The following is a 25,467-nucleotide window of genomic DNA, read 5'->3' as shown; positions in this document are numbered from 1 at the left end:
GGCCCGTAATCACCTACCGAGACAAGCCTGTCATTCGAGGGTTCATCATGATCGCAGCGCCAGCCGTGGCACAGACGACGATCATCGATGTTCAAGGATTCGCAACTGTGCACGAGGTCGTTAGCCTCGCAGTGGGAACCTCCTCGATCAGTGACGTCCGGCGCCCGCTTCCTTCATTTCACAGGTGGCTGTCCGCCTTAAGGCTGCCTACAAAGGCGTCCCACGCTGCCGGTTCGAAGGTCAGCGTCCCGGCTGCCGGGGCCTTCGAGTCGCGGACGTCCACCCGAGCGCCCCGGTCGCGCACCTCCACGCACTGGCCGTTGCTGCCGGAACGGCTCGACTTGCGCCAGACGTTACGCTCCATCCGCGCTCAACTCCCTGATGAACTTGATCGACTCGGCCGGCGACATCGCCAGCATCGTCAGATTGTCGTACGCCGCCGACAACCGTGCCAGATCACGGCTCGACTCGAGGAACAGCTCGCCCGCCAGGGTCTCGATGTAGCCCAGGGGCGGCTCGTCGCGCTCGAAGCTGAGCAGCGCAAAGCCGCTGCTGTCTGCCAAGTGCGCCCCAGCTTCGAAGCGCAGCACCTGGATAGTGACGTTAGGCAGCCGACTCAGCGTGACCAGGTGGTCGAGCTGCTCGCGCAGCACGTCCGGGCCGCCGACCTCCGTCCGCAGGGACGCCTCGGACAGGATGGCGTGCATCCGCAGCGGTCTCGGCTGCCGGCGCAGCACCTCCTGCCGGGTGATCCGGGCGGCGACCCGCTGGTCGACCGTTTCCGGGTCATCCTCCCGGCCGATGACGTTGACCTCGCGCGCGTAGCGCTCGGTCTGAAGTAGACCGGGCACCAGCATCGGCTCGAAGTTCCTGAGTTCGACGGCCTCGGTCTCGTACGCGATGTAGGTCGCGTACTTGCCGCCGACGCGCTGCCACCAGCCCTCCTCGCGCAGGCCACGTGCCTGCTCCAGCAGCGAGGTGCCAGGCTCCTCGTCAATCTTGACGCCATACGCGACAAGTAGCTCCATGACGTCACCGACGCGAGGCTTGATCTCGCCCGACTCGATCCGACTGATCCGTGACGGCGAGCAACGGACGACCTCCGCCGTCCCCTCGCCGGTCAGTCCCCTTGCTTCACGAAGCTTGCGCAGCTCCCGGCCGAGTCGGCGCGATCGCGGTGTCGCGGGCGTGAATCGAGGCATGCCCTGATTCTGCGTCAGCCCGCCTGGGATCCGTTGTCCCGACTCACATGTGAATCCGACACTCGCCCATCACGGAGCTTGCCCAGCATCACTTGATGCGGCAGAGTGATTACCGTACGCAACCAACCGCTCTCACAGCTCGCATGGCCGGTTGTGGGCTACGGGCGCGGCCCGGTCCCGCCTTCCACCTCGTCAGAAAGCGAGGTCCTGGTGATCTCCGAAGTGCTGTCCATCGTGTTCGGTGGTCTGATGCCGGGCTTCCTGCTCGGGCTCGTCGCGTTCAAGGTCAAGTCCCGGTGGTGTCCGCGCTGCGGGGAGTCGACCGAGGCGATGCGGCCGGTGGAGCGGGAGTGGTGACCGGGCCGGAACGGCGCAACGGCAACGAGCTGCCGATCGGGCGGCGGGTGGCACAGCTGCGGGCCCGTCGGGGAATGAGCCAGCAGGTCTTCGCCGACCGGATCCGCAGGTCGAAGAGTTGGGTGGACAAGGTGGAGCGCGGCGTGCGTACCCTCGATCGACTTTCGGTGATCGAGACGGTCGCCGGGGCCCTCGGCGTCGCCCCGGGCGTCCTGCTCGCCGGCACGGTCCGGCGGGCAGCCGGCGCCGACACCGGCGGCGCCGTGGATGAGGTACGGGCGGCGCTGGCCCGCTACGACTTCCCCGGCGCCGGCAGCGACGGCCAGCCGCCGTCAGTGCAGGATCTTGACCACCAGGCAGGGTACGCGTGGACGGCGTACCGCAACGGCCATCACCCCCAGGTGTCGCGGATGCTGCCCGACCTGCTCGACGGCAGCCGCCGGGCCTGCCACCCGCAGTCGGGGAACGCGCCCGCCGCCGACCTGCTGGTACGGGTGTACCGGCTCGCCGCCCAGGTGCTCGTCAAGCTCGGCGAGGCCGACCTGGCCTGGCTGGCCGCCGACCGGGCGATGAGCGCCGCCGCCGGCGACCCACGCCGTGCCGGCCTCGCGGCGGTCTCCCTCGCACAGGCGCTCCGGGCCCTGCGGCGGGGCCGGCTGGCGATGACCGCCACCCGCACCGCCGTACACCATCTCGACCTGGCCCGGTCCCCCGACTGCCCGGCAGGCGGGCCCGCCCTGGCGGGAACCCTGCTGACCGAGGCCGCCCTCGCCGCCGCCGCGTGCGCGGACGCCGTCGCCGCCGGCGACCTCATCGGGCGTACGGCTCACCTCGCCGCCGCCCACGACGGGCGGCACCACGCTGACCTCGACGGCATCGGGTTCAGCCCGATCACCGTCGAACTCGCCCGTGCCCTGATCGCCATGCACCTCGGCGACCATCGCCAGGCCGTCACCATCCACCGGGAGGCCACCGGTGACGACGCCTGGCACCTGCTCCCCGCCGAGCACCGGGCCGCTCACCTGATCGACATCACCCGCGCCCACCTCGACCTCGGCGACCCCGGCGCCGCCGGCCGCGCCCTGGTCGCCGCCGACGCCATCGCCCCCGCCGAGATCCGGCTGCGCCCCGCCGCCCGAGTCGCGCTGACCGCAGTGCTCCGCGCCGGCTCTCCCGCCGCCGACGTGACCCGCCTCGCCGCCACCATCGGCCTGAGCTGACCTGGTGCAGCGGCGTCTCAGCTGCTTACTGAATGGCGGCACACCGCCGAGATCCACTCGGACCCCGACCTGCACCGGATCCTGGGCACATCCAGCACCACCAGCCATGGTTGGAAGCCGGTCAGCAAAGTCCCTGCGTTTGCTTGGTTGCGCCCTTCGATGAAGGCCACGACGCTGGCGAAGTCATCTCGGATGAGCCACATCCTGGGGCGTGCGCGGATGTTGGCGAACAGGTCCCGGTAGCGTGATCATGATCGTCACCGCCGAATTGTGCCTGGCCGTTGGCTATTCACGCACCCTCGCGGTGTGCGGTCTCCTCGGCCGGGCATGCTCGCTCCTGCCCGAGGTTCGCGCCGTCATCCTGGCTGACCAGGGTTTCTGTATGGTGGGCCGGAGGTACCACCATGCGAACCACACCGCCACGATCGCTGGTGACCCGCTACCCCTCCGTTTGCCCAGCTCACGGGCATCGGAGGGTGCCCGATGAACCCGGCCCGACCGACCGATCCACCGGTGCGATTCGCCGATGCGGAAGAGATCAACCCGTTCCAACTCCTTCTCAATCTTCCCGACCATGCCGTCGCTCGGACGCCGGGATCCGGACTCGATGATGTCCTGGCGGAGCTGGCGTTGTCTGGTGCGATGGTGTTTTGGTGGACTCGCTGGCAACCCTCGATGATCCACGCTGCCCTGCGGGCGGGCGCGGACCTACCGGACATCGTGAGAGCGACCGGCCGCGGCGCGAGCGACGTCGGCCGACGGTGGCGGCGATGGGCTGATGTCCAGACGCGGCTGGACATCGGCGGACGTCCGTCCGTGGGTCCCGTCGAGGTCCGGGCCATCGAGCGACGTTTCGGGCTGGGGGTGGTTCGATGACGCCGACCCGGCTTGCCCGAGACGTGAGCACGGTGGCGGTGGCCGGGATCGCTGCCTGGTCGTCGTGGAGTCACATGGTCGCCGTGGCGTTGAGGTTCGGGGAGCGTCCCGAGGTCGCCTATGTGCTGCCGCTGTCGGTCGACGGGATGCTGGTTGTCGCGTCGGCGGCCATGGTCGAGGATAAGCGCGCCGGTCGTCGGGTGCGCTGGTCGGCTCGGACGGCGTTCGCCGTTGGGGTGGCGGCCAGCGTGGCGGCGAACATCGCCGCCGCCGAGCCAAGCCTCGGAGCGCGGATCGTGGCGGCGTGGCCGGCGGTGGCGCTGCTGCTGGTCGTGGAGATGCTGACCAGAGCGCAACCGGTCTCACGTGACAGCCAAGGCGGGACGAGGGCTGCTTACCCGCAGAAAGAGCCGCTGGCCTCCGGCGCCGCGCCCGTGCCATCGAAGTCGCGCCTAACGGACCTCTTGCCTCCGGTCGGGAACGCGCAGGCTGGCGCCGTCGGCGGTTCGGCGACTCGTCAGGTGCCAGGATCTGCGCCCCAGCGCACTGGACGACGGAAGCGAACGGCCGAGCGCGGGCAGCGAACGGTAGATGTTGTAGCCCGGCTGCGCGCCGAGCGCCCGCAGGCCAGCCTGCCGGAGTTGGCGTCGGCCGCGGGGGTATCCGAACGTCATGTCCGACGCCTCGTTGTTGCAGCCAAGGCCGGGGAGGCGGAAGACGAAGCAGGTCGTCCTTGACTAGTGGGGACCGTTGCCTCAGTCGCTAGGGGCCCGGCCTACGACCTGCCCGATCAACCCACAGTCCAGCGCGTCCAACTACTTCAGCTCGACCGGCTGGGCTTCCTCAACCGCCTCCAAGAGACGATGACGTCGTTCATCAGGTGCTACTTCCATGATCGGGAGTTACACGTTGACCGTACAGACGCTCTCCTGGTGATCGCCGGTTGTCGACACGGGACCGTACGATCGCGCGGTAGCCGAATCACTCGCGATCCGTGAGACCGGGGAGAACCGTGCCCATCATCAACGTTCCGCTCGACGTGCCGGATGACATCTTCGCGGGTATCACGGCCGGTGAACTGACCAGGCACGGCGGTGTGGTGCGGAACCATGCGGGTGCCATCTTGGTGCACCTGAAGGACGGGCTACGTTCGGCGGAGACGCAGCGAGCGGTCTCGAAGGGTGCCGCGACAGTTCGGAAAAGCTCCAAGGTCACCGCTGTCGGGCTGGGCGTCGCGGCGGTGGCGGCGGTCGGTGTCGCGGTGTTGGCGGCTGCAACGAGAGTAAAGAAGCAGGGCAGTCCCCAGGGTGCCGAGCTGGAGATGCCGATCTGCATCCAGAGGTTCACCGTCTCGCTGCGTGCGTACTTGGACGCGGCTCGCGACGGACGCCTCGGCGAGAAGGACGTCGAACGCCTGGTTTCGGATCTGGATGCGGTCGAAGCGGAATCCGATAGTGGCAGAATCACCGTTGATTTCTCAATCGGCCAATGGAAGGCGCTCGTTCAACTGGTGGCCGATTACACGAGGAGACTCGCCGAAGCGAATCGGGTCGAGACGAGCGATCTTCGAGAGCTGGCCCACCCGCCTGACGGCGATGTTGTCTTGGGCCTACGTCGCCACCTCGAACTCCAAAAGCAAATCTTCAAGAACGCCGCATAGCCAACAGCGCGAAAGTGACTACCGCGTCAGGCAACTCGAGCGGGCCGACCGGGATGGATATGCAGCCGTTCTCCGCGATGCGACATGACACCGCGGTGGCGGGATAAATAGTTATTACGATGCAGCCCTGCCAATTATACAAAGCTGCAGGTAGGCGGCAGGAAGTCCACCGCTGGTTGACATTGGCGACTTGGGGCTCTACCGACGCTTACCCAGACCGACCGGGCCGGCGTTCGGCACATAGCCATCGCGAGCCATCCTCTCACGGCGCCAAACCTCATCACGGCGCCGCCTCTCAAGCCGCTGGCGCCGCTTCTGCTCACACTCCTCGCACACTGTAAGCGCGCCGCGCAGTTTGGAGCCAGACACAAGGGTGGCATCCGAGATGCCCACGCCGCAGACTGCAGACATGGACAGCTTATTAAGTCTGTGTGCGACAGGCGGCGATCCTCCGTTCCCATCCGAGCTGGGTGCCGAAGGAGGGATGATAGCCCAATCCATCTACGCAATGTACACGTCAACGTCCCGCTGAGCGATCCTACGAACGGTTGTAGACGGGTCCGAGCATGGTGCGTTTCGGGCATCGTGATAGGCGGACGTGGCTGCCGTTGCTGCTGCTCTGGCCGCGTCCATTGGGTCAATTGGTCTGCCCGGTCGGTAGGTGCCGGCCGATGTAGCCGACATAGATCTGTCCGCTCTGCGCCGTGTCGTCGTAGTAGTGCATGCGGGGGCTGATCATCGCGAACTGAACGATCTTGAAGTGTGCACCCATGAAGATCCTGCCCGCTTGAACAACGGAGGTTGGTACGGGGAGAAGCCGCTTCCTCCGGAACGCCGGGTTGGTTCGGACCTCCTCGCTCTCGTCACGGGCGTGTCGTCGCGTCGGCCACTCGTGGCAGCCATCTGGAGTGTTCTCCAGGAAGCCATGCACGTCTCGAGCCCAGCGCCCGTCTGCCTTCGCCGCTGCATAATCCTGGAGCACCAACAACGCGTCCCAGGTCTTCGAAGCCCAGGCGCCCAGGGGGTCGTTGCTGTCGAGTTCCTCAGCGCAGTCAGGATCGCCCGTGAACACGACGTGCTGGAGTCTTGGCAGCCAACGGAGCAACTCACCGAAGCTGTCCGGCCGGGAGACGTCCGCTTCCGATGGCTGTGCCGTCCAGGCCACCTCTGCTTGCCCCATAGAGGCGAGCCGGTGGCGCAGCGTCCGTTCAGTTTCCGCGGACCGGGTCAGGCGTTCAACCGCGTCCCGGTTCTCGATCTGCTCATCATCCAGCTGCCATTTGACGTCGTGATACGCCTTCTGTGTCTCATCGAGTTCGGCCTGGAGCTGCGCGAATCGGGATGCGATGTCTTTCTGCGCCTCCTGCGATGACCGACCGACCTCCATCAGACGCACGATCTCGTCGATCCGGTCGACGGTCAGGTCATCGACCCCTACCTTGATCTTCAGGTAGTCCAGCAACATGCTTTGCTGCGCGCTGGCGTCATCTTGCCGGCGGTCACTCTCTCGCGTCTCGACGGCCGCTGCCTGGGGTTGCGACGGAACGAGTGATGGCCGCTTCGAACTGACGTCGCCGAGCCGGTGCACCAACATGTCGTCGGCGATACGTTCCAGCATTCGGTGTACCCGCGCCACCGATGCGGGTAGCGGTTGTTCGAGAGCCTGCAGTTGGGCGTTGGAGGCGAGGACCCGCGCGAGTCGGGGCTGTTCGTTGTCGTCGGCGATCCGTTCGGCGCTCAGCACCCGGTGCCGCAGCCCGTCGACGACGGAGTCCGGGTGCACCTGGGAGCGATAGGTACGAAGCCGGCCGGGCAGTACGGCGTGGGCCTGGCCGAGCCGGTCGTTGAGCAACTGTGTGGCCTCCCCGTCCAGCACGTAGCACGAGGCCATGCCGTTGGTGAACCGGGTCAGATTGGCGATCCGGTTAGTCCATGGGACTGACGGCAGCGAGTCGTCGTTGCCTGCGACGAAGACGACACCTCGTCGGTCGGTGTCGATGAGGGCTCGGTGGACCTCGTCGACTTCGTCGCCGCGGATGACGATTGGTCGCGTCGTCAGGCGTGCGGCACCGTCCCAGGCATCGATGATTTCGAGCATGGGGGCGAGAAAGCGGGGGGTGCCTGCGAGGCGGGGGCGGCTGCGTGGGTCCTCGCTGTCGGGGTCGGGGGATTCGATGTCGATCCAGGCCCAAGCCGCCCGCTCTCTCGCGTTCGGCGAGTGTACGGTCAGTTGGATGATCCACTGCCCGTCTAGCTTCGTTTCGACGATCCGTACGCGCGTTGACGTCGATCCATCCTGCCCCTCGTGCTGCAGTAGGAGGGCCCTGACGTTGTCGCCGATGGTCGTCCACCGATTCTCATGAAGCGCAGACGGATCCCAGCCCTTGGGTCCCGCGATCCAGCGGTCGAGTTGTTCCCGTACCAGTGGCTGCAGATGGTTCCGTTCGCGGTGGGTCGTAAACACAGACCTAAAACCGAGCATTGCGCCGTCCCGAGGGGTTACAGGCGAGAGGGCTGCGCCGAACGCGTCGCCGCACTCGCTCGATGCGGCCCCGCTGACCTCCGTCTGCTACTCCAGCACCTGGTCTTGGTTCGGAAGCTGGAGTAGCAGCGGCGGTGTCGAGGCCGGCATCTGGACAAGGAGAGGTCAATCCGCTTGCTTGCTGATCACCGAGATGAGCTGTTGGTCATGGTGCGGATTCCAGGTCATTGAGGAGCGCGTGTACAGGTGCCCAGCACATCCGCACCGTGTCCAGATCGGGCACGAGCCCGTAGTCGATCTGGTGACGAGGGTGCACGAAGTTGCGGTAGTCCCGGACCTTCTCCATGAAGTCCTTGGCGTCGGTCTGGACCCACTTCTGTCGGTGCGCGTACTCGAGGAGCAGGTGAAGGCCCGCTCGTTCGGCCCGAACCCGTCGGCCGTTCCGGTCGACCAGGCCGCTCCTGCGCACGGTCTTGTCGCGATCAGTCACCACGACGTGCAGCAGGCCTTCTACGAAGCTGCCGATGCCGATGATCGCCAGTGCGTAGGCTCCGTTGTTCTGGCAGATCGACGCTTCGTCGGCGCGCGCCATGAGGATGTCGGTCGCCTTGCTGTTGGGGGATAGTCGTCGCACTCGCTCGTGGAGGTCCGGCGGCGGCCCGTACAGGGGAACGTCGCTGCTCTGGCTGATCTGACCGAGCACGGGGCGCCCGCCGACGTAGGTGATGGTGAGCTGCTCGGGAGCCAGAAGGCGGTTCAGCTCTTGCGCGATCGGTTCGGCGGCCTCGACGCCGCCGTCGTACTCCAGCGGATCACCGATGCGACAGAGCAGCCGGTCGAGGGCGGCGGCATCATCGGCATGGCAATTGAGTACTTCAGTCAGCCAGGGGATGCGCGGAGAGCCGTCGTACTGCGGATCGCCAGGCCACCGGACCCGGTGCAGGAACCGCTCGACCTGCGTACCGGTCCGCTCGTAGGGACCATCGACGTCGCAGATCAGGCGGGCGACGCGTTCCAGAGTGAGCGGGTCGAGGGCAATCATCGGGATACCTCCCGGTCGGCGCGCTGCTGCGCGATGTCGAGTGCTTCGGTCAGGCGCTGGAGAATGATTGAGCCGCGCTTGCGGAAGCCAAGTTCGCTCATGGCCTCCTGGAGGCGCTCATCCCGATCACGCTGAAGCTGGTCGCTCACAAGCCAGGTGCAGATCTGTACCAGCTGTTCCCGCGTGTATTCGGTGATCCGCAGACCGATCGGCACGTCGGGGCGGGGGCCACGGCGGGTCGCCGGCGGCGTCGATGGCTCGGCGGGCCGGCGTGCCGGCGGTACGGGGTGGCTCTTCGCGGCGTGGTTGGCGCGGTCGACCGCCTGCTTCCAGCGGGCGATGAGTCGGGCTGTCTGGCCTGCCGGATCCACGTACCAGTCGGTCGACCAGATGCGGTGGAACTCCCACCCGAGGCGCTCGAGGTGTTGCTGGCGCAGCCGGTCCCGGTCCCGGGCGCTGTGTGCCTGGTGGTACGAGTGACCGTCGGTCTCCACAGCGAGGACCATGCGGCCGGGCTGGTCTGGGTGGGCGAGGGCCAGGTCGATGCGGTAGCCGGAGACGCCCCACTGCGGCACGGCGTTGATGCCCTGCTGCTGGAGAGCCTTCAGGACGCTGCGTTCAAGGCCGTTGAGCTCGACCCCGGTGTGCTGTCGCGCGCCCAGGTCGCCGCCGAGGTCGACGAACTCGAGGTAGCGGCGGAGCAGTTCGGGTCCGCAGTTCCGTGTTGCCGCGGTCTGGTTCGGGTCCATGTCGTGGTGGGAGAAGGCGCTCACCACGGTCATCCGACTCCGCGCTCGAGTGACCGCGACGTTGAGGCGCCGCTCACCACCCTCCTGGTTGAGCGGTCCGAAGCGCAGCGGAAGTCGACCGTCTCTGGTCTTGGCGTAGCCGATACTCAGGATGATGGCGTCCCGCTCGTCGCCTTGGACGTTCTCCAGGCTCTTGATGAAGAACCGCTGGCTCGCGGCCCGGTCCTGGGAGAAGAAGTCGTCGAGGTGCTCATGCTCTCGGCGTCGGCTGCGCAAGGTCGCCTCGATCCGCAGGGCGTGCTTCTGCCCCATCGTGATGACCCCGAGGCTCTCGTTCGGTCGCTGCTCGGCATGCTCGAGAATCAGCTCGACCGCCCGGTTGACCTCCTCCGTTGATGAGCCGCCCTGCCCAGGGGCGACACGGCCATCCACCGTCTCCAAGCGCAGCGGGCTGTCGACCTGCACGCCGGGGAACGTAACGAGGGACCGGTTGTAGATCTCGACGTTCGAGAACGCGATCAGGCGCTCGTCTCGGCTGCGGTAATGCCAGGTCAAGCGGTACCGGTCCGAGATGAGGCCGCCGAGGACGTCAAGAACGGACTCGTAGTCCTCAAGGCTCTCGTCGCCGAGATCATCGTCTTCGCCAGCCGGGCTCTGCTGAACGAGGCGCCGGAAGAACGGCGTGGGTGGGAGCTGCTTCGGGTCGCCGGCCACTACGAGCTGGGTGCCCCGCATGATCGAGGCGACCGCGTCGTGCGGCTCGATCTGGCTCGCCTCGTCAAAGATCACCACGTCGAACGACCGCTCGGGCGGCAGGATGCGGCTGACCACCAGTGGTGACATGGCCCAGCACGGGAACGCGGCGAGGAGCACCTCCGGTGCGCTGCTGAGCAGCTTCCGGAGAGAGAGGTGCCGGCTCTTCTTGGCCGCCTCCCGCCGGACGAGGCCGTTCTGGTCGGGATGGGCGTCTCGGGCCTTCCGCAGGTTCACTGCCACGTTGCGGCGCACGTGCCGGGCGGCCATCTCGATGTGCCGGCTGTCCGCAGCGCGGAAGTCCTGGACCACCGCGGCGTGCTGCTGCCCGACGAACTGACCGAGGTACGGGACCCGCATGCGCATCTCGTCGAGGACCACCTGCAACCAGGAGCGCAACAGGGTGTCGGCTGCCTCGTCGCTTGAGACCTGCCGGTGGGCCAGGTCATCGAGCATGTGGCTCAGCCCCAACGAGCGGAACAGCTGCTGCTGTTTGTTCAGGTCGGGCATCAGGAACAACGTCTCGCGGTCGGCGTTCAACTCGGCGAGCGTGTTGGCCGCAGTGGTCGTGGTTCCACGCTCAAGGCCGTCGATCCGGGCACATGCCGCCACCGCGGCGAGGTGGTTACGCACCTGTGTGAAGGACGACATGCACAGGTCGGCGTCCGCCAGAGCAGTGGGTGCGCTGTCCTGACGGCTGAGCTTCCGCCACCGCTCGCGCTGGTCCACTGCGGCGACCAGGCCCTGATACATCTCGGATCGGCTCTTGGGAGGGGCCGGACAGGTCCGTCGCAGCTCGCGGCGCAGTTGGAACCGGCGGAAGATCCCGAGCGGCTCCGAGCGGCGCGGCCGGGATCGCCCTGGTGCTGTCGCGTAGACGAGATCGTCCAGATCCGGGCCGAAGACCTGCTCGCCGTAGCTGGCGATGGTGCGGTCGACCTCGCTGAGCAGGTCGAACAGATCCTTCCACGCAGCGAGGTCGTCCGGCACGTCCAGCCCCGCGCGGTCGACCAAGTTCCGGATCTGGCGCTGTGCGCCCTGCAGGGCGCCGGCCGCGAGTTCGTCGAGATGCACCAGCACCCTGCCGACATCGTCTGGAGTGCGGATGGCGGCCTTCGCCCACGGCGACTCTCCGCGCCAGATCCTCAGCCCGCCACGATCCACGAAGGTCCGAAGGTCCTCCCGCGCGGACTCAAGCCTTGACCGGTCAAGGTTTCGCAGCTCGGAGGCGCGCAGGTTGTAGCCGCTGACATCGAGAGTCGGAAGCGCGAGGAGCTGCTCGATGACCTGAAACGCACTCACCCCCCAGGGCTGCCGTACTTCGTGCAGCTCGGCCGGGTGCCGTTTCGCCGCGGCCCGGCGGCTGTGCAGGCGGCGGTGCAGATCGTCGGTGTCGACGGGTGGTTCAGCGCCGGCTTGAGTGAGGACATTGGCGATGCGCTGGGCGACCTGCCGCTTGCTGATCTTGCGGTCGTGCAGGTCGAACACCAGGTTGTCGAGCCCGACGTCGCCAAGGCGGTTCATCACCGCTTCGATGGCAGCCCGCTTCTCGGAGACGAACAGCACGCTGCGGCCCATCGCGGCCATGTACGCGATGACGTTCGCGATCGTCTGACTCTTACCCGTGCCGGGTGGACCCTCGATGACCACATGCCGGCCAGACAGCACCGCGTCGATCGCCGACTGCTGAGACGAATCCGCGTCGTGGACCAGGAACTCCTTGGCCGGATCAATCCGATCGGCACTGGAGCTGGACCCCTGAGATGGCTCAGTGCGCAACTGTTGCCGAGCGTCGCGGTCGCCCGCCATCGCGCCGATCACTGGGTGCGATGCCAGCAGCTCGGCCGAGTTACGCAGATCCTTGACCATGGCGAGCTTGTCGAAGCTGAAGACGCCGGCAACAACTGCGGGCTCGAGCCGGAGAGACAGGCCGCTGGGAGCGGCTGCCTCGGCGATCAGCTCGTAGGCGGCACTGAGCTGCTGGTCCGGATCAGCGATCTCGGACAGCATCGCGCTCAGCTTCTCGCCGAGGACGCTGATGTCCGCCTCCACGCCGTACTGCCGTTCCAGCGCGTACAGGAGTACGGGATTGATCTCGGGTGACTCCGATAGCTCCAGCGTGAAGTCGTTCTCGGTCGCCGTCCTACTGTCCAGCGCAAGCTGCTGCAGGATCAACGGCGCCCGCAGCGGTTGCATCGGCACGGAGCCGCGGGTGTACGGACCGACCATGCAAAGCAGACCGCGGGTCACCCAACCAGCCTGGATGCCCTGCTCCTCCTCCAGCTCGACCAGCTTCCGGCGGAGACTGCGGGCAGTGTTGCAGGCGGTGGTGTGCCGGTCCTGGTCCGGGAACAGCGTCCGTAGGCGAACCTTCTGTCCCCGGAGCAGATCGGCGACCACTTCAGCAGCCGCCTCGGCGAGATCGAGGGTGGTGGTCTGTCGCTCCTTGAAGTAGAGCAGCGTGTTGCGCGGGCCGAAGTCGATCAGTTGGTCTGCCCATCGGCCGGCGGCCTGTTGAACGAGGTGGAGCACATCCGGTTGGGTCAACAGCATCTCGTCTCCAAGTCAGTCGACGTACACCAGTGCTGATCCGCCGGGCCGTCGGCCCGAGGCAAAGCCCTCCAGGATAGGGCGCATGACACGTTCATCTATGCATCAGATTTCCGACACCGACGTCATCGGGACGACCCCACTGAGTAACCTCCACCTCCTTGCCCGGAGTGCGGCCGCGCCTCGTCGGCACATCGAGCAGGCCGAGATGTTGCAGTGCCGGGGCGCGGCTTGGCGCAGCTGAAGGCCAACTCGAACAGGTGCTGCGTGGCGCGGGAGAGGCCGTAGCGGGCGATCCTCGCCGGGACGTGGTCTTCGATTCATCGATGGAGCAAGTCAGGGTCAGCGGGGGACGGCGACCGACGACTTCGGCGGCTCCTGAGCGCGAAGAAAGTTGGTGGCATCGACGGTGGCACTGACCAGGGCGCACGTCGTCGCGGTGAGGGCGAGCCAGAACGCCACGGTGCTCTTCCAGTCCTCGGCGATCTTCACCGTCACCACCTCGGTGACCTCGGTAGCCTCGGTAGACCGGCTCCGCCGACTGCTCGGGTCAGGCTGACGACGCCAGCCGAAGCGGGCGAAGAACTTTACCCAGGTGTGGTTCGACCGGCCGCAGCCGAAGATCACTCCGTTGACCTTGCGTCCGCACCGGCCGCCGTTCTGGGTGGTCACGCCGCACGTCGTCGGCGCCTTCACGGCGAGCAGCCAGGCCGGGATGGCGATCGCGATCGACGCCGACCAGGCGAGGCTGATGAGGTCGAGCGTGATGAGGTAGTAGACGACGCCGACGATGGCCAGCGCTTCAACGACGAGGATCAGCATGGCCTGATCTCGCTTCAGCATTTAGGGGCCTCCGAGTGGTCAAGGAGCGCGACAAGGTCGAGGAGTTCGGCGCGGAGCCGGGTCAGCTCGGCGGCGGTGACGCCGAGTTCGTAGTGGTGGTGGTGACCGGCGCGGGACAGCGCCCACCACAGGTAGCTGGCCCGGCGCCCAAGGTCGGGGCCGGCGTAGTGGGCGAGCAGCAGCAGCTTCGGTCGCTGCACCCGGGTCCGTCCGATCTCGGGGCAGACGCGAGCCCAGTACCGGTCCATCGCTGCTTCCAGTTCGTGGCGAAGCAGCCACGCGCACGCACGGGGCCAGGCTCCACGGGTGCCTCGGATGACGCTGCTGAGCATCCGGTCGGCGGTGGCGAGGTACAGGGACGTCGTCATCGCAACCGCCCCACGAGCGCAGCGGTGTTGGCGACCATCGCCCGGACGGGCATGCTCCGGTGGCCGTGGACCGCATCCGCCACCGCTTTGACCGTCCGGGTGGCCTGCGTGCCGTAGTCACGGTCGAGACGAGCGAAGAGCTCCGGTCGGGGTACGAGGCGGCCGAAGAGCCCGAGGCTGAGCCGGTCCTTGACGGTGTGCGCCCGGCTTAGCCCTTCCTGGATCTGCTGGTAGGGCGTGCCGCGCCGATGCTCGGCGGCCCGGTAGCGATCCATACTCACCGACTCGATCGCGGACCGGCAGAACCCGGCGACCATCAGGTACTTCGCCTCGTCCGCGATGTCCGCGGCGACCAGGGCGCGGGCATCGTCGAGGTAGCGGTCCGCTGGGTCGCAGACCTTGCGGACCTCGACGATCGAGCCCTGGCGGCGAGTGACCTCCCGGACGTCGGCCTCGATGTCGAGGCGGCGGATCGCTTCCGGCAGCCGATCGTCGTGGGTGAACACGATGACCTGCCGGGTCAGGGCGATCTCCCGCAACACCTCGGCCAGGCCGTCGATCTTGGTGGGGTCCATGCTCTGCACCGGGTCGTCGATGATCACGAACCGGTACGGGCTGGTGTCGGCGCAGGCACGGGGCAGGAAGACCGCCAAGCCGAGGGCATGCAGCTCACCCTGGCTCATCACAGCGAGCGCGCTGGACTCGACGCCGTCGGCGGCTACGGGGAACAGGACCCGGCGGGTGTTGTTCACCCCTTCCATCCGCAGCCGGCGCAGCTCGACGTTGCTCTCCTGCCGCAGCTTCTGCCAGATCCGGTCCGACTGCGCGGCGAAGCTGCCCAGTCGGTCGGCCCGGATCGCCTTCTCGGCGGTGTCGAGAGCCGCACGAGCCTTGGTGAGCAGAGCCAGGGCCGGCGCCTCGGCGCGGACCATGGCCGCGGCGTCGACCCACCGGCGGATCGCGGCACTGGGCTCGCGCCAGGCGTCGTGGCGCTGGGCGAGCCAGCCGGCCGCCGCCTTCACGAGGGTGGTGTACGCCGCGACGACACTGTCCCAAGCGGCCCGATCGGGGCCGAGCCCGGCGAGAGCTTCGCGCATCGCCACGCTCTCCCCAGGGATGTGGGGCGCCAGCGCCGCAGCGGCCGGTTCCAGCAGCCGGTGGATGTCACCGAGCAGCCCGTCGACCGTACGCCGGGCGTGCGTGTGAGCCTGCTGGGCCGCGCGTGCCGCCGCAGCGACCGCGGCCATCGTGGCGAGTTCCTCCTCGACCTGCGTACGCCAGTCCTGGTCCAGGGTCCCGACGCGGCACACCGGGCAAGGGCCGTTCCCGCGATCGTGGTGCACGTCGAGCGCGGCCCGCAGCAGCCGAGCGCTCCGATCCGCGGCGCCGCTGTCGGTCGCGGTCGCCTCACGCATCGCCGCCGCAGACTCGGCGAGGGCAACCAGCGCCCCACCCAGGTCGGGCAAGTCCTGCTCAGCGAGCCGCCGGGCGGCTGCCGCTGCAGGTTCCTCCGACGTGGCGGTGTCGCCGCAGGCGAGGTCAGCCAGCAGGGTCAGGTTTGCGCGGAGCGGACGGGCACCGAGCGCGCTCAGGGCGTCGCGGGCGCGGTCATCGTCGATCTGGCCGAGCTGTTCGCGCAGCTCGGTGAAGGCCGCCTTGACCGCCTTGGCTCGGTCGAAGTAGACCTTGCGCCGCTGCTGCAGCCGGGCGTCGGTGTCGCGTAGCGGGCCCAGGCCGAGGATCGGCGCGATCGCGTCGTACAGTTCGGCCGGCTTCGCGGTGATGACCCGTTCGAGGTCGCGGGCGGACAGGAACGGCCGGTACCTGGCGGCCTGACCGACCCACTGCGGCACCTGATCGGGCGGCATCGCGGCGCCGCCCGTGGTCGTGGTGACCGTCGCGGAGGTCAGATCCGTGGCCCCAGCCGGCCAAGTGCGGTGGGTCGTCACCTGCTGGCCGGAGTCGAGCCGAAGGCTGAGGCGGATCTCCGATGCGCCGTCCTGGTGCAGGTTCCGCCAGCCCTCGCGGAAGGCCGGCGGGCGCTGCGCCCAGCGCAGAGAATCCTCGGTCAGCGCGTACTCGACGGCCTCGGCGATGCTGGACTTCCCGGAGCCGTTGCGACCCACGAACACGGTCAGCCCGGTCTTGGGCAGCCGCCCGACCGTGACCTGCTGGCCGATCCCGCGGAAGCCGGCAACCCGGACCTCTTCCAGGAATGCCAGCGGTGTTGCACCGCCCGTCTCACCCGGCTCGGGCGATGGCGGAAGGGCCTCGCCTCGCAGTACGTCATCGAGAACCTGCTCGCCGTGGAAGGCGGCAAGAACCAGGTCGCTGACCGGGCCGGGCACCTGGGACCGCTGAAGGCGGTCGGTGAGCTCCTGGTAGAGCGTGAGCGTGTCGTTCATCAGACCCCCTGATGTCGTTGGCGCATCGAGGGAACCGCAGATTGGTCGCTTACACTGCCCTACACAGTGTTATCCCGGGATAACAGATTTGCGTTCTTCTCTGGGAATCCGGGACTCGTACTGTGACCGCCAGAGCGAGGAGGTGAGCCATGGAGGCGGAGTTGATGTCGCAGCGCGAGATCGCGCTGCTCGCGCGAGTCAGAAAGCCTGCGGTCACAACTTGGCGCCGGCGGCACCCCGACTTCCCTGCACCGGTGCCGGGCAACCACGGCCAGCCCCTCTTTCCCGCAGACGCTGTCGTGGCTTGGCTACTCCGGACCGGGCTCGGCCACGCCGACCCGGACACCCTGCGCGCCGAGCGGTCCATGCACACGCTGGCGGCGTACGCCCGGCGGCACGGCGGCCGACGCACGATCGTTGTCCTCGGCGCCGCGCTCTGCCTCCGCCACCTCACCGGCCAGGCACTGCCCGCCGATCCTCTGCCGCTGGCTCGGCGCCTCGATCCCGAGGACGAGTTTCTGCTGCACGAGCTGGCCGATGCCCCGGAACCTACCGGGCTCGCGCAACTGGTCGAGCAACTGATCGAGGGTGCCTTCGACCCCTGGCACAGCTGTCAGTTCCTGCTCAGCTCCGCCAACCGCCTCGGCTGGCCCGACCTGACAGCGGATGCACTCACTCCGGAGACGGTGGCTCTGATCTGCCGGGTGGCCGACGTGCCGACCCGGCTGCGGACCCACCGTGCCCTCACCATCGCCGACGGCAACGCAGGCGTCGGCGACCTACTGACAGCGCTGGTGACCGACCAGGACCGCGACAATCTGCGAGTCAACGCATCCGTCGCCGACGAGGAATTCGCCCGCCTGGTGCGCCGGCAGTTACTCCTCGCCGAGTTGCCCGAGTTCCAGTTCGAAGTGCGCGCCGATGAGCTGAACGAGGAGTTCGCCGAACCGGACCTCATCGTCACTCGGCTCCCCTACCAACCGGCGGAGAGCCGAGAAGCCCTCGCCGACCTCGACCGGGTTGAAGCGATCGCCGATCTGCTCGGTCCTGGCCGCACGGCCATCGTCGTCGGCCCTGCCAGCAGCCTCGTTGACCAATTACGGGACGGGCCAGCGGCGTTGCGCCGGTCCGCGCTGCTGAGCAGCGGCATCGTCGAGGCAGTTGTGCAACTGCCGGGCGGCGTCTACCCGGCCAAGCCAGGTCATCGCGCCGCCCTGTGGCTGCTGACCCGAGACCCGCTCCCCACCACCAAGGGCCGCGTGCTACTCGCCGACCTCAGCGGTCACGCGCTTGACCAATCCACTGTCGAGTCCGCGGCCGAGGACATCCTCCTCTGGCGCGCGGAGGGGCACCGCAGCGACGGCCACGACCCGCGCACCGGCCGAATCGTTCCACTGGAGAGCCTCGACCTGCGCCGGGCTGCCGCGCTCCGGCTGCCCGGACCAGCATCAGTCACCCTGCGCGCCCGCCTAGCCGCCGACCGCCCCGCACTCGTCGGCGAGGTCGAGGGGCGTCTCACCGACGCTGAGCAAGAGGCCGTCCGGTACGGGAACGAGAACGGCTTCCTGAACACCGGAGCGGTGCAGCGCGAGGGAACCAGGCCGAAGGAGCTTTCTTGCGAGGCGCTACGAACGGCTCGCCGAATCCGCTCCCTCACCGGGCATCGCCTGGACCCCGAGCATGTCGGACCGCGAGGTCACCATCGGGTAATCGGCGCGGCAGAGGCACTCGGGCAGGGGTCCAAGCGCTGGATGGACCGCCTCACTCTCGCCGCGCAGTATCCGCAGGTCGCCCTCACCGAGCCTGGTGACGTCGTGGTCACCAGCGTTCCTCGATTCGGGGTCCTCCTCGACGACGACGGCTTCTCGGTGATCGAGTTCCCGGCCCGCGGCCTGCGCATCTCTTCTGGCGACCCGCTCACCCCCCGGGTGCTGGCTGCACTCCTGAGTACCGCCCGCAACATGGCACGCAGCCCTGGTGCAGTGCGGGGCCCGACACTGATGGACGCCACGATCCCCGACCTGGCCCGGGAAGAGGCAGCCCGCCTAGACGACGTGCTGCGCCGTCTGGAGGAACGCGAACATCTACTGCAACGGCAGGCCGACCTCTTGGCGACGTTGCGTGAACTTATCGTGACCGGGTTTGCCGATGGCACTCTCACGACTCTGTACGGTACGAACTCCTGAACGAGAGAACGGAACACATAGTGCCCCCACGTAAACGCGCCAACGGCCAGGCCGAGCTGTTCGGCGTGTCCAGCACCAAGCAGATCCAGGACATCCTGTGGAAGGCCGCCGACAAGCTGCGCGGCTCCATGGACGCCGCGCAGTACAAGGAGTTCGTCCTCGGCCTGGTCTTCCTCAAGTACGTCTCCGACGCGTTCGCCGAGCGCCGCGACCAGATCGCGGACAGCCTCGCCGACATCCCGGAGAATCGCCGTGCCGAGTTCCTCGACGAACGGGACGAGTACACCAGCGCCAACGTCTTCTGGGTGCCGGAAAACGCTCGTTGGGACTATCTGGTGGAGAACGCCCCCAGCGGCGTCGGCGAACTGCTCGACAACGCCATGGACGCGATCATGCAGGAGAACAGGGCGCTGACCGGCGTCCTCCCGAAGATCTTCAATCGGGACAACGTCGACCAGAAGCGGTTGAAGGAACTCGTCGACCTGATCAGCGACGCCCGCTTCACCGGCCACGGCGACCGCAAGGCACAGGACGTCCTCGGCGAGGTGTACGAGTACTTCCTGGAGCGCTTCGCCCGCGCCGAAGGCAAGCGCGCCGGTGAGTTCTACACCCCGTCCAGCGTGGTGCGGGTTCTTGTCGAGGTGTTGGAGCCTTACGAGGGCCGGGTCTACGACCCGTGCTGCGGATCCGGCGGCATGTTTGTACAGTCCAAGAAGTTCGTCGAGGCCCGCGCCGGCCGCGACCACACCCACGACATCGCCGTCTACGGGCAGGAAGCCAACGAGCGCACCTGGCGGCTGGCGAAGATGAACCTCGCCATCCACGGCATGGACCCGGTCGGCATCGGCGACCGCTGGGCCGACACATTCGCCGACGACAAGCACCCCGACCGGCGGGCCGACTTCATCATGGCGAACCCGCCGTTCAACATGAGCGACTGGGCGCGCAAGGTGGGTGACCCGCGCTGGCGCTACGGGACGCCGCCGCAGAGCAACGCCAACTACGCCTGGCTCCAGCACATCCTCTTCAAGCTCGGTGACCGGGGCAGTGCCGGCGTCGTCCTTGCCAACGGCTCGATGTCCTCGAAGCAGTCCGGAGAAGGCGAGATCCGGCGCGCGATGGTTGAAGCCGACCTCGTGGCCTGCATGGTCGCTCTCCCACCGAACCTGTTCCGCACCACCGCTATTCCGGCCTGCCTCTGGTTCCTGACCAAGGACAAGACCCCGCAGGGCGCGAAGGCGCTGACCGACCGGCACGGCGAAATCCTCTTCATCAACGCCAACGCCCTCGGCACCATGGTCGACCGAACCGAACGCATTCTCACCGACGACGACATCGCCAAGATCGCCCACACCTACCAAGCCTGGCGCGGAACCAAGTCCGCGAAGACCAAGGGCCAGATGTACGAGAACGTCCCCGGCTTCTGTTACTCGGCGAAGCTCGACGAGGTGGCCGCCAACGACTACGTCCTCACCCCTGGCCGCTACGTGGGCGCTGCGGAAGCCGAAGAGGACCCGGACGCCGAGCCGCTCGCAGACCGCATCGAACGCCTCACCAAGGAGCTGTACGCCCACTTCGACGAGTCCACCCGCCTCGAAACTGCCGTTCGCGACCAGCTCGGGAGGCTTGATGTCTGACTGGCCCTTCGTAGAATATCGAACCCTCTCGTCGTCAGAGCGATCTGCCTTCTCAATGGGCCCATTCGGCTCGAAGATCACCAAGGAAAACTACGTCGCCGCAGGGGTACCGGTAGTGCGTGGCGTAAATCTCGCCCGCGGCATCTTCGTGGATGACGATTTCGTCTTCATTGATCAAGAAAAAGCTGATGAACTTATTGCCGCGAACGTAAAACCTGGTGATCTGATATTCACCCATCGGGGGACCATTGGCCAAGTCTCAATGCTGCCGAGAAAGCCGCGGTTTGACCGCTACGTTATCGGTTCAAGCCAGGTCAAAACCCGACTAGACGAGTCGGTCGCGCTGCCCGAGTTCTACTATTACTGGTTCATGTCCCCCGAGGGCCAGAGGTCTATCCTCGCTAATACTTCGACAGTCGGAGTGCCTGGAATCGCCACCCCTTTGACATCGATCAAGGGATTGCGCGTCCCGCTGCCGCCGTTTTCGGTGCAGCAGGCGTTAGCAGCAGTATTGGGAGCACTGGACGACAAGATCGCGGTCAACGACCGCGTCGCCGAATGTTCGCTGGCGCTCGCTGATGCGCACTTTGATCTTGCAGTGAAAGGACTCCCCACCGGGCCGGAGACTTTCGGCTCCATTGCTCAGGTAGGTGGAGGCGGGACGCCAAGCACCAAGGTTCCGGAGTACTGGGAAGGCACCATCCCTTGGGCGACGCCGTCGGACGTAACAGCGCTAGGAGCACCGTATCTCCTCGGCACAAGCCGGAGGATCACGGTTGCGGGCCTCGACAACTGCGCATCTGTATTGTATCCGGCAGGCTCTATCTTCATGACGTCGCGGGCTACTATCGGAGCATTCGCGATTCCGCAGGTTCCAATGGCAGTAAACCAAGGTTTCATCGTGGTGGTCACACGCGACGAAGAACTCATGATGTGGTTGTTCCACGAAATGAAAGACCGCGTCGGCGAGATGCGCAGCTTGGCAAACGGATCTACATTTCTCGAGCTAAGCAGGAAGAACTTTAAGGCGATGGCCGTTCGACTGCCACCATCTACAGCGCTCAAAGAATTTGCAGCAAAAGTCATCCCGCTACACCAGGTCGCTGCGGCTGCCACAGCGGAGAGCGCAACCCTCATCAAGTTGCGGGACACCCTACTGCCGGAGCTGATGTCAGGACGGTTGCGGGTCAGGGACGCCGAGAAGGTTGTCAGAGAAGCGGTTTAGGTAAGTAAACGGTTCACGGGGAGGGGTTGTGATGGGTGCGGGCGGGTGGATGAACGAGGCGGACTGGGAGGCGCTCGCGCTGGATCACCTCGGTGAGCTCGGGTGGGAGCCGGGTGCCGGGAAGGACTTCGCGCCGGGGTCGGGGCAGCGGCAAACTTGGGCCGATCTCGTGCTCGTCGAGGACCTGCGGGCCGCGATCGAGCGGCTCAACCCCGACCTCCCGCCCACGGCGGTCGCCGACGCGGTGCGGGCCGCCACCGACGTGGCCTCCCGGGAGGCGTTCGCCGAGAATCGAGAAGCGCACAAGCGGTTGGTCCACGGCATCCGTTCGGTCCCCTACACCGACGCGTTCGGTGCCGAGCACAACCCCACCGTGCGCCTGGCCGACCTGGACGACCCCCGCCGCAACGTCTACCGGGCGATCAACCAGGTGACGATCGTCGACGGCGACTTCCGGCGCCGGTTCGACATCGTGCTGTACCTCAACGGTCTGCCGGTCGCGATCGTCGAGCTGAAGAACGCCGCCGACGAGAACGCCACGCTGACGGGCGCGCACGCCCAGCTTCAGGCGTACCTCGCGGAGTTCCCGCTCGCCTTCCGGCACGCCGTGCTGTGCCTTATCTCCGACGGGGTCACCGCGAAGTACGGCACCCCGTTCACCCCCTACGAGCACTTTGCGCCGTGGAACATCGACGACGAGGGGGAACGCGTCGACACCACCTCGCCCGGCTACGACGGCCCGGAGGCGCTCACCGTCGCCCTCTACGGACTGTTCAACCAGCGGCGCTTCCTGCAGCTCACCGGCGGCTTCGTCAACTTCACGTCGAAGGCGAAACGGATCGCGAAGGCGCACCAGCACTTCGCGGTCATCCGGGCCGTCGAGTGCATCGTGCGGGCATCGCAGAGCGACGGGAAGGCGGGCTTCGTCTGGCACACCCAGGGCTCCGGCAAGTCCGAGGAGATGGTGTGCACGGCGGCGTTGACCGCCCGGCACCCCGCCCTGAAGAACCCGACCATCGTGGTGCTCACCGACCGCACCGACCTCGACGACCAACTCTTCGACACGTTCGTCGACAGCCAGACGCTGCTGGGCCAGGAGCCGGAGCAGGCAGACACCCGCGCGGAGCTGCGGGACAAGCTGTCGAACCGGAACGCCGGCGGCATCATCTTCACCACCTTGCAGAAGTTCGGGCGTACGAAGGAAGAGCGCGACGCCGGCCGGCCGCATCCGCTCCTTTCCGGCCGGCGCAACATCCTGGTGATCGTCGACGAGGCGCATCGCAGCCACTACGACAGCCTGGACGGCTACGCCCGGCACCTGCGTGACGCGCTGCCGCACGCCACGTTCATCGCCTTTACCGGCACTCCGATCTCCACCGCCGAGGTAAACACCCGCGCCGTCTTTGGCGAGGAAGTCGACAGGTACGACCTCAAGCGTGCCGTCGACGACGAGGCGACCGTACGGGTCTACCACGAGCCGCGGATCATTCCGGTGTCGCTGCCGCCGGACATCAACCCGGAGAGCATCGACGAGCAGGTGGAGAAACTCACCGCCAGCCTGGACGACGCGGAACGGCGCAGGGCCGAGGCGTACGCGGCCACCATGAACACCGTCTACGGCGCCCCCGACCGGGTCGAGACCCTCGCAAAGGACCTCGTCGAGCACTGGGAGAAGCGGCGGGAGCTGATGCGACCGCAGCTCGGCGGGCCGGGCAAGGCGATGCTGGTCTGCGCGACCCGGGAGATCTGCGTCCGCGTCTTCGACGCTCTCAAGGAGTTGCGGCCCGACTGGGCGGACCCTGCCGTCGACAAGGGCAAGATGAAGATCGTCTTCCATGGGGTGCCGAGCGACGAGGCAGATCTTCGCCCGCATCACCTACGCCCGTCGCAGCAGAAGACCGTCCAGGCCCGCGCCAAGGACCCGGACGACGAGCTGGAGTTGCTGATCGTGCACTCGATGCTGCTCACCGGCTACGACGCGCCGCCGATCCACACCATCTACATGGACCGGCCGATGAAGGGCGCCAACCTCATGCAGGCGCTCGCCCGCGTCAACCGCCGGTTCCGGGAGAAGCAGGACGGCCTGCTGGTCGGCTACGCCCCGCTGACCGAGAACCTGCGCAAGGCACTCACCGAGTACACGTCCAGCGACCAGAAGGACCAGACCCTCGGAAGGGAGATCGACCGGGCGATCAGCGAGGTGTATAACGAAATCTCTGTCCTCGAGGCCATGCTGACCCCGGTCAAGTGGCGGGAGATCCTGGACGACGAGACGGACCCGACCCGCTGGCGTCGGGCGGTGAAGAAGGCCGCCAACTTTCTGCGCAACCCACGTACCCCCGGCAACGACGTCGAACCCGGCACGAAGCCGTTGCACCGGCGGTTCCGTGACTCGGCGGGCCGGCTGGAACGCTTCTATACGCTCTGCGCGACCAGCCGCGACTTCGCCGAACGCGCCGGTGACATCCAGCGGATGCGCCGCGACATCCATTACTTCCGGGACGTCCGGGTCTGGATCGTCAAGGAGGAGGCCGCCGACCGAGAGGCCAAGGGTCTACCCAACACGGCCGAGGTGGAACGCTACCTCTCCCAGCTCGCCGCCGAGGTGGTCGACGCCGCCGACATCACCGACATCTACGAGGAGGCAGGCCTCGGCAAGCTCGACATCACCGAACTCAACGGGGTGGCGTTGCAGCGCCTGCAGGACTCCGAGACCCCGCACCTGGCCGCCGCGGCGCTGCGCCGGCTGATCGAGCGAAAGATGCTTGAGGTCACCAAGCACAACGTGGTCCGTCAGGAACGCTTCTCCGCCCAGCTCGAAGACCTGATGAACCGCTACATGCGTCAGCAGCTGACCAGCGCGCAGCTCATCGTCGAGCTGGTCGAGCTGGCCAAGCAGGTGTCTGCGGACGCCCGGCGCGGCCAGCAGTTCGACCCTCCGCTCAACCACGCCGAACTGGCCTTCTACGACGCCGTCGCCCAGAACGGGGCGGCTACGGAGCTCATGGGCGTCGGCACCCTGGCGGAGATCGCCCGGCAGCTGGTCAAGTCGATCCAGTCGTCGATCACGGTGGACTGGTTCTCCCGTGAGCCAGTACGCGCCAAGCTCCGCAGCCACATCCGCCGCCTTCTGGCCCGCTACGACTACCCGCCGGACCACGAACGCGCCGCCGTCGACTTGGTCATCCGCCAGATGGAGACCTTCGCCAACGAGTGGGCTCCGGGAGGGCAGGCCGCCCAGCGGTGACAGGCGGCGGCCGGCTGCCTGGTGCTGGTGATGCGGCGGCTTAAGCATGTCCTCGCTGTGGCAAAGACCACCCCACCACCGCCACTCAGCACGCTGAGCAATACGGGCTGACTGCCGGTGGCGTCATCGGATAGGTCTGCGCCAGAGATCGCGGTCCATCGGTCCTGGGAGACGTTGGCATGGAGTCGGTGGCGTCAGCCTTCGGTCGGGCGGTGACGGCGCACCGAGAAGCGGTGTCGCATGCGGAGGCCGCCCGTGCGCGGCTGCGCGCTGGTGCCGGCGGGGACGGCGTCTCGGCCCAGGCCAGCGAAGATGCCCGGCGTTTCGCTGCCGGTACGCAGCGAATGGCCGAGGGACTGACGCCGGGCTGGCTCGGTTGCCGGTTGGACGCTGCCGCCGCGAGTCATCCGGCAGGTGTCGATGCGGCTGTAGGTCGTCCGCTTGCTGTTCGGCTGGGCGAGGCGTCAGCGGTTGCCGGCAGCCTCTTCGGTGTGGTGGGGCGGGGGGAACAACCTGCTCAACAGCGCGGTGCGTGCGTGCCGGCAGGCGCCTGTCCGCCTCGAAGAGGACGTGGATGAGGTCAAGCAGGCCCAGTACCTCGTCGGTAAGCACTTGGTGGCGGTGGCGACGGCCGGTGGCTGAGCGCCGGCCGTCGCCGCATTCCG

At 67.2% G+C, this 25,467-nt stretch carries 18 protein-coding genes and 1 pseudogene; 11 read left to right on the top strand and 8 right to left on the bottom strand.

The window, feature by feature from the left end:
- Positions 1–178 precede the first annotated feature (178 nt).
- Both ACGFIR_RS21595 and ACGFIR_RS21590 read right to left on the bottom strand, forming a co-directional pair.
- The gene (locus ACGFIR_RS21595) at positions 179–364 is read right to left on the bottom strand and encodes a DUF397 domain-containing protein (protein WP_393001671.1); all 186 of its coding nucleotides are present in this window, start codon (positions 362–364) and stop codon (positions 179–181) included.
- On the bottom strand, positions 354–1,202 hold the full coding sequence (locus ACGFIR_RS21590) for a helix-turn-helix domain-containing protein (protein WP_393001669.1): 849 nt from the start codon (positions 1,200–1,202) through the stop codon (positions 354–356). The genes ACGFIR_RS21595 and ACGFIR_RS21590 overlap by 11 nt, the downstream gene beginning before the upstream one ends.
- Positions 1,203–1,412: 210 nt before the next feature.
- Here ACGFIR_RS21590 and ACGFIR_RS21585 point away from each other — a divergent pair, with 210 nt between their 5' ends.
- From ACGFIR_RS21585 to ACGFIR_RS21565, 5 genes are all read left to right on the top strand, one after another.
- Positions 1,413–1,559, top strand: coding sequence for a hypothetical protein (locus ACGFIR_RS21585; protein WP_393001667.1), 147 nt, complete (start codon positions 1,413–1,415; stop codon positions 1,557–1,559).
- Positions 1,556–2,779, top strand: a complete 1,224-nt coding sequence (locus ACGFIR_RS21580; RefSeq protein WP_393146736.1) for a helix-turn-helix domain-containing protein — start codon at positions 1,556–1,558, stop codon at positions 2,777–2,779. The genes ACGFIR_RS21585 and ACGFIR_RS21580 overlap by 4 nt, the downstream gene beginning before the upstream one ends.
- A 483-nt stretch (positions 2,780–3,262) precedes the next feature.
- Entirely contained in the window at positions 3,263–3,655 is a 393-nt protein-coding gene (locus ACGFIR_RS21575) for a hypothetical protein (RefSeq protein WP_393146734.1), read from the top strand.
- A complete protein-coding gene (locus ACGFIR_RS21570) occupies positions 3,652–4,392 on the top strand; it encodes a DUF2637 domain-containing protein (protein WP_393146733.1) in 741 nt (246 codons plus the stop codon). Before ACGFIR_RS21575 ends, ACGFIR_RS21570 begins: the two co-directional genes overlap by 4 nt.
- Positions 4,393–4,667: 275 nt before the next feature.
- A complete protein-coding gene (locus tag ACGFIR_RS21565) occupies positions 4,668–5,315 on the top strand; it encodes a hypothetical protein (RefSeq protein WP_393146731.1) in 648 nt (215 codons plus the stop codon).
- Between the two features lie 637 nt (positions 5,316–5,952).
- Here ACGFIR_RS21565 and ACGFIR_RS21560 read toward each other — a convergent pair.
- From ACGFIR_RS21560 to ACGFIR_RS21535, 6 genes are all read right to left on the bottom strand, one after another.
- A complete protein-coding gene (locus ACGFIR_RS21560; RefSeq protein ID WP_393146729.1) occupies positions 5,953–7,779 on the bottom strand; it encodes a hypothetical protein in 1,827 nt (608 codons plus the stop codon).
- Positions 7,780–8,002: 223 nt separating this feature from the next.
- Positions 8,003–8,839 carry a hypothetical protein gene (locus tag ACGFIR_RS21555; RefSeq protein WP_393146727.1) on the bottom strand — a complete coding sequence of 279 codons (837 nt, stop codon included), beginning with the start codon at positions 8,837–8,839 and terminating at the stop codon, positions 8,003–8,005.
- Positions 8,836–12,894, bottom strand: a complete 4,059-nt coding sequence (locus tag ACGFIR_RS21550; RefSeq protein WP_393146725.1) for an AAA domain-containing protein — start codon at positions 12,892–12,894, stop codon at positions 8,836–8,838. The genes ACGFIR_RS21555 and ACGFIR_RS21550 overlap by 4 nt, the downstream gene beginning before the upstream one ends.
- A gap of 339 nt (positions 12,895–13,233) precedes the next feature.
- Positions 13,234–13,713 (bottom strand): hypothetical protein, encoded by a 480-nt coding sequence (locus ACGFIR_RS21545; protein WP_393146723.1) that lies wholly within the window; start codon positions 13,711–13,713, stop codon positions 13,234–13,236.
- 14 nt (positions 13,714–13,727) lie between these two features.
- Positions 13,728–14,102, bottom strand: a complete 375-nt coding sequence (locus ACGFIR_RS21540) for a hypothetical protein (RefSeq protein ID WP_393146721.1) — start codon at positions 14,100–14,102, stop codon at positions 13,728–13,730.
- Entirely contained in the window at positions 14,099–16,507 is a 2,409-nt protein-coding gene (locus ACGFIR_RS21535) for an AAA family ATPase (protein WP_393146719.1), read from the bottom strand. Before ACGFIR_RS21535 ends, ACGFIR_RS21540 begins: the two co-directional genes overlap by 4 nt.
- A gap of 149 nt (positions 16,508–16,656) precedes the next feature.
- Here ACGFIR_RS21535 and ACGFIR_RS21530 point away from each other — a divergent pair, with 149 nt between their 5' ends.
- The 6 genes and pseudogenes from ACGFIR_RS21530 to ACGFIR_RS21505 all read left to right on the top strand — a co-directional run bounded on the left by ACGFIR_RS21530 (position 16,657) and on the right by ACGFIR_RS21505 (position 25,444).
- The gene (locus ACGFIR_RS21530) at positions 16,657–18,693 is read left to right on the top strand and encodes an SAM-dependent DNA methyltransferase (RefSeq protein ID WP_393146717.1); all 2,037 of its coding nucleotides are present in this window, start codon (positions 16,657–16,659) and stop codon (positions 18,691–18,693) included.
- 20 nt (positions 18,694–18,713) lie between these two features.
- Positions 18,714–20,330 carry an N-6 DNA methylase gene (locus ACGFIR_RS21525; RefSeq protein WP_393146715.1) on the top strand — a complete coding sequence of 539 codons (1,617 nt, stop codon included), beginning with the start codon at positions 18,714–18,716 and terminating at the stop codon, positions 20,328–20,330.
- Positions 20,323–21,555 (top strand): restriction endonuclease subunit S, encoded by a 1,233-nt coding sequence (locus ACGFIR_RS21520; protein ID WP_393146713.1) that lies wholly within the window; start codon positions 20,323–20,325, stop codon positions 21,553–21,555. Before ACGFIR_RS21525 ends, ACGFIR_RS21520 begins: the two co-directional genes overlap by 8 nt.
- Before the next feature lie 31 nt (positions 21,556–21,586).
- Complete coding sequence (locus ACGFIR_RS21515) at positions 21,587–24,802, top strand: type I restriction endonuclease subunit R (RefSeq protein ID WP_393146711.1); 3,216 nt, start codon at positions 21,587–21,589, stop codon at positions 24,800–24,802.
- A 179-nt stretch (positions 24,803–24,981) separates the two neighbouring features.
- A pseudogene (locus ACGFIR_RS21510) lies at positions 24,982–25,299 on the top strand (cell division protein FtsK); the annotation flags it as partial.
- On the top strand, positions 25,244–25,444 hold the full coding sequence (locus ACGFIR_RS21505; RefSeq protein ID WP_393147303.1) for a hypothetical protein: 201 nt from the start codon (positions 25,244–25,246) through the stop codon (positions 25,442–25,444). The pseudogene ACGFIR_RS21510 and the gene ACGFIR_RS21505, both read left to right, overlap by 56 nt.
- Positions 25,445–25,467 lie beyond the last annotated feature (23 nt).

It is taken from the genome of Micromonospora sp. NPDC049051, from assembly GCF_043197575.1.
Lineage (GTDB): Bacteria > Actinomycetota > Actinomycetes > Mycobacteriales > Micromonosporaceae > Micromonospora.
The sequence above is the reverse complement of the archived record's forward strand: the minus strand, read 5'-3'. Positions and strand labels throughout refer to the sequence as shown.

Bases quoted from the DNA above. Each gene is read 5' to 3' on its own strand.
- ACGFIR_RS21595 (WP_393001671.1), bottom strand. From the start codon at position 364: ATGGAGCGTAACGTCTGGCGCAAGTCGAGCCGTTCCGGCAGCAACGGC.
- ACGFIR_RS21590 (WP_393001669.1), bottom strand. From the start codon at position 1,202: ATGCCTCGATTCACGCCCGCGACACCGCGATCGCGCCGACTCGGCCGG.
- ACGFIR_RS21575 (WP_393146734.1), top strand. From the start codon at position 3,263: ATGAACCCGGCCCGACCGACCGATCCACCGGTGCGATTCGCCGATGCG.
- ACGFIR_RS21570 (WP_393146733.1), top strand. From the start codon at position 3,652: ATGACGCCGACCCGGCTTGCCCGAGACGTGAGCACGGTGGCGGTGGCC.
- ACGFIR_RS21555 (WP_393146727.1), bottom strand. From the start codon at position 8,839: ATGATTGCCCTCGACCCGCTCACTCTGGAACGCGTCGCCCGCCTGATC.
- ACGFIR_RS21550 (WP_393146725.1), bottom strand. From the start codon at position 12,894: ATGCTGTTGACCCAACCGGATGTGCTCCACCTCGTTCAACAGGCCGCC.
- ACGFIR_RS21545 (WP_393146723.1), bottom strand. From the start codon at position 13,713: ATGCTGATCCTCGTCGTTGAAGCGCTGGCCATCGTCGGCGTCGTCTAC.
- ACGFIR_RS21540 (WP_393146721.1), bottom strand. From the start codon at position 14,102: ATGACGACGTCCCTGTACCTCGCCACCGCCGACCGGATGCTCAGCAGC.
- ACGFIR_RS21535 (WP_393146719.1), bottom strand. From the start codon at position 16,507: ATGAACGACACGCTCACGCTCTACCAGGAGCTCACCGACCGCCTTCAG.
- ACGFIR_RS21530 (WP_393146717.1), top strand. From the start codon at position 16,657: ATGGAGGCGGAGTTGATGTCGCAGCGCGAGATCGCGCTGCTCGCGCGA.
- ACGFIR_RS21520 (WP_393146713.1), top strand. From the start codon at position 20,323: ATGTCTGACTGGCCCTTCGTAGAATATCGAACCCTCTCGTCGTCAGAG.
- ACGFIR_RS21515 (WP_393146711.1), top strand. From the start codon at position 21,587: ATGGGTGCGGGCGGGTGGATGAACGAGGCGGACTGGGAGGCGCTCGCG.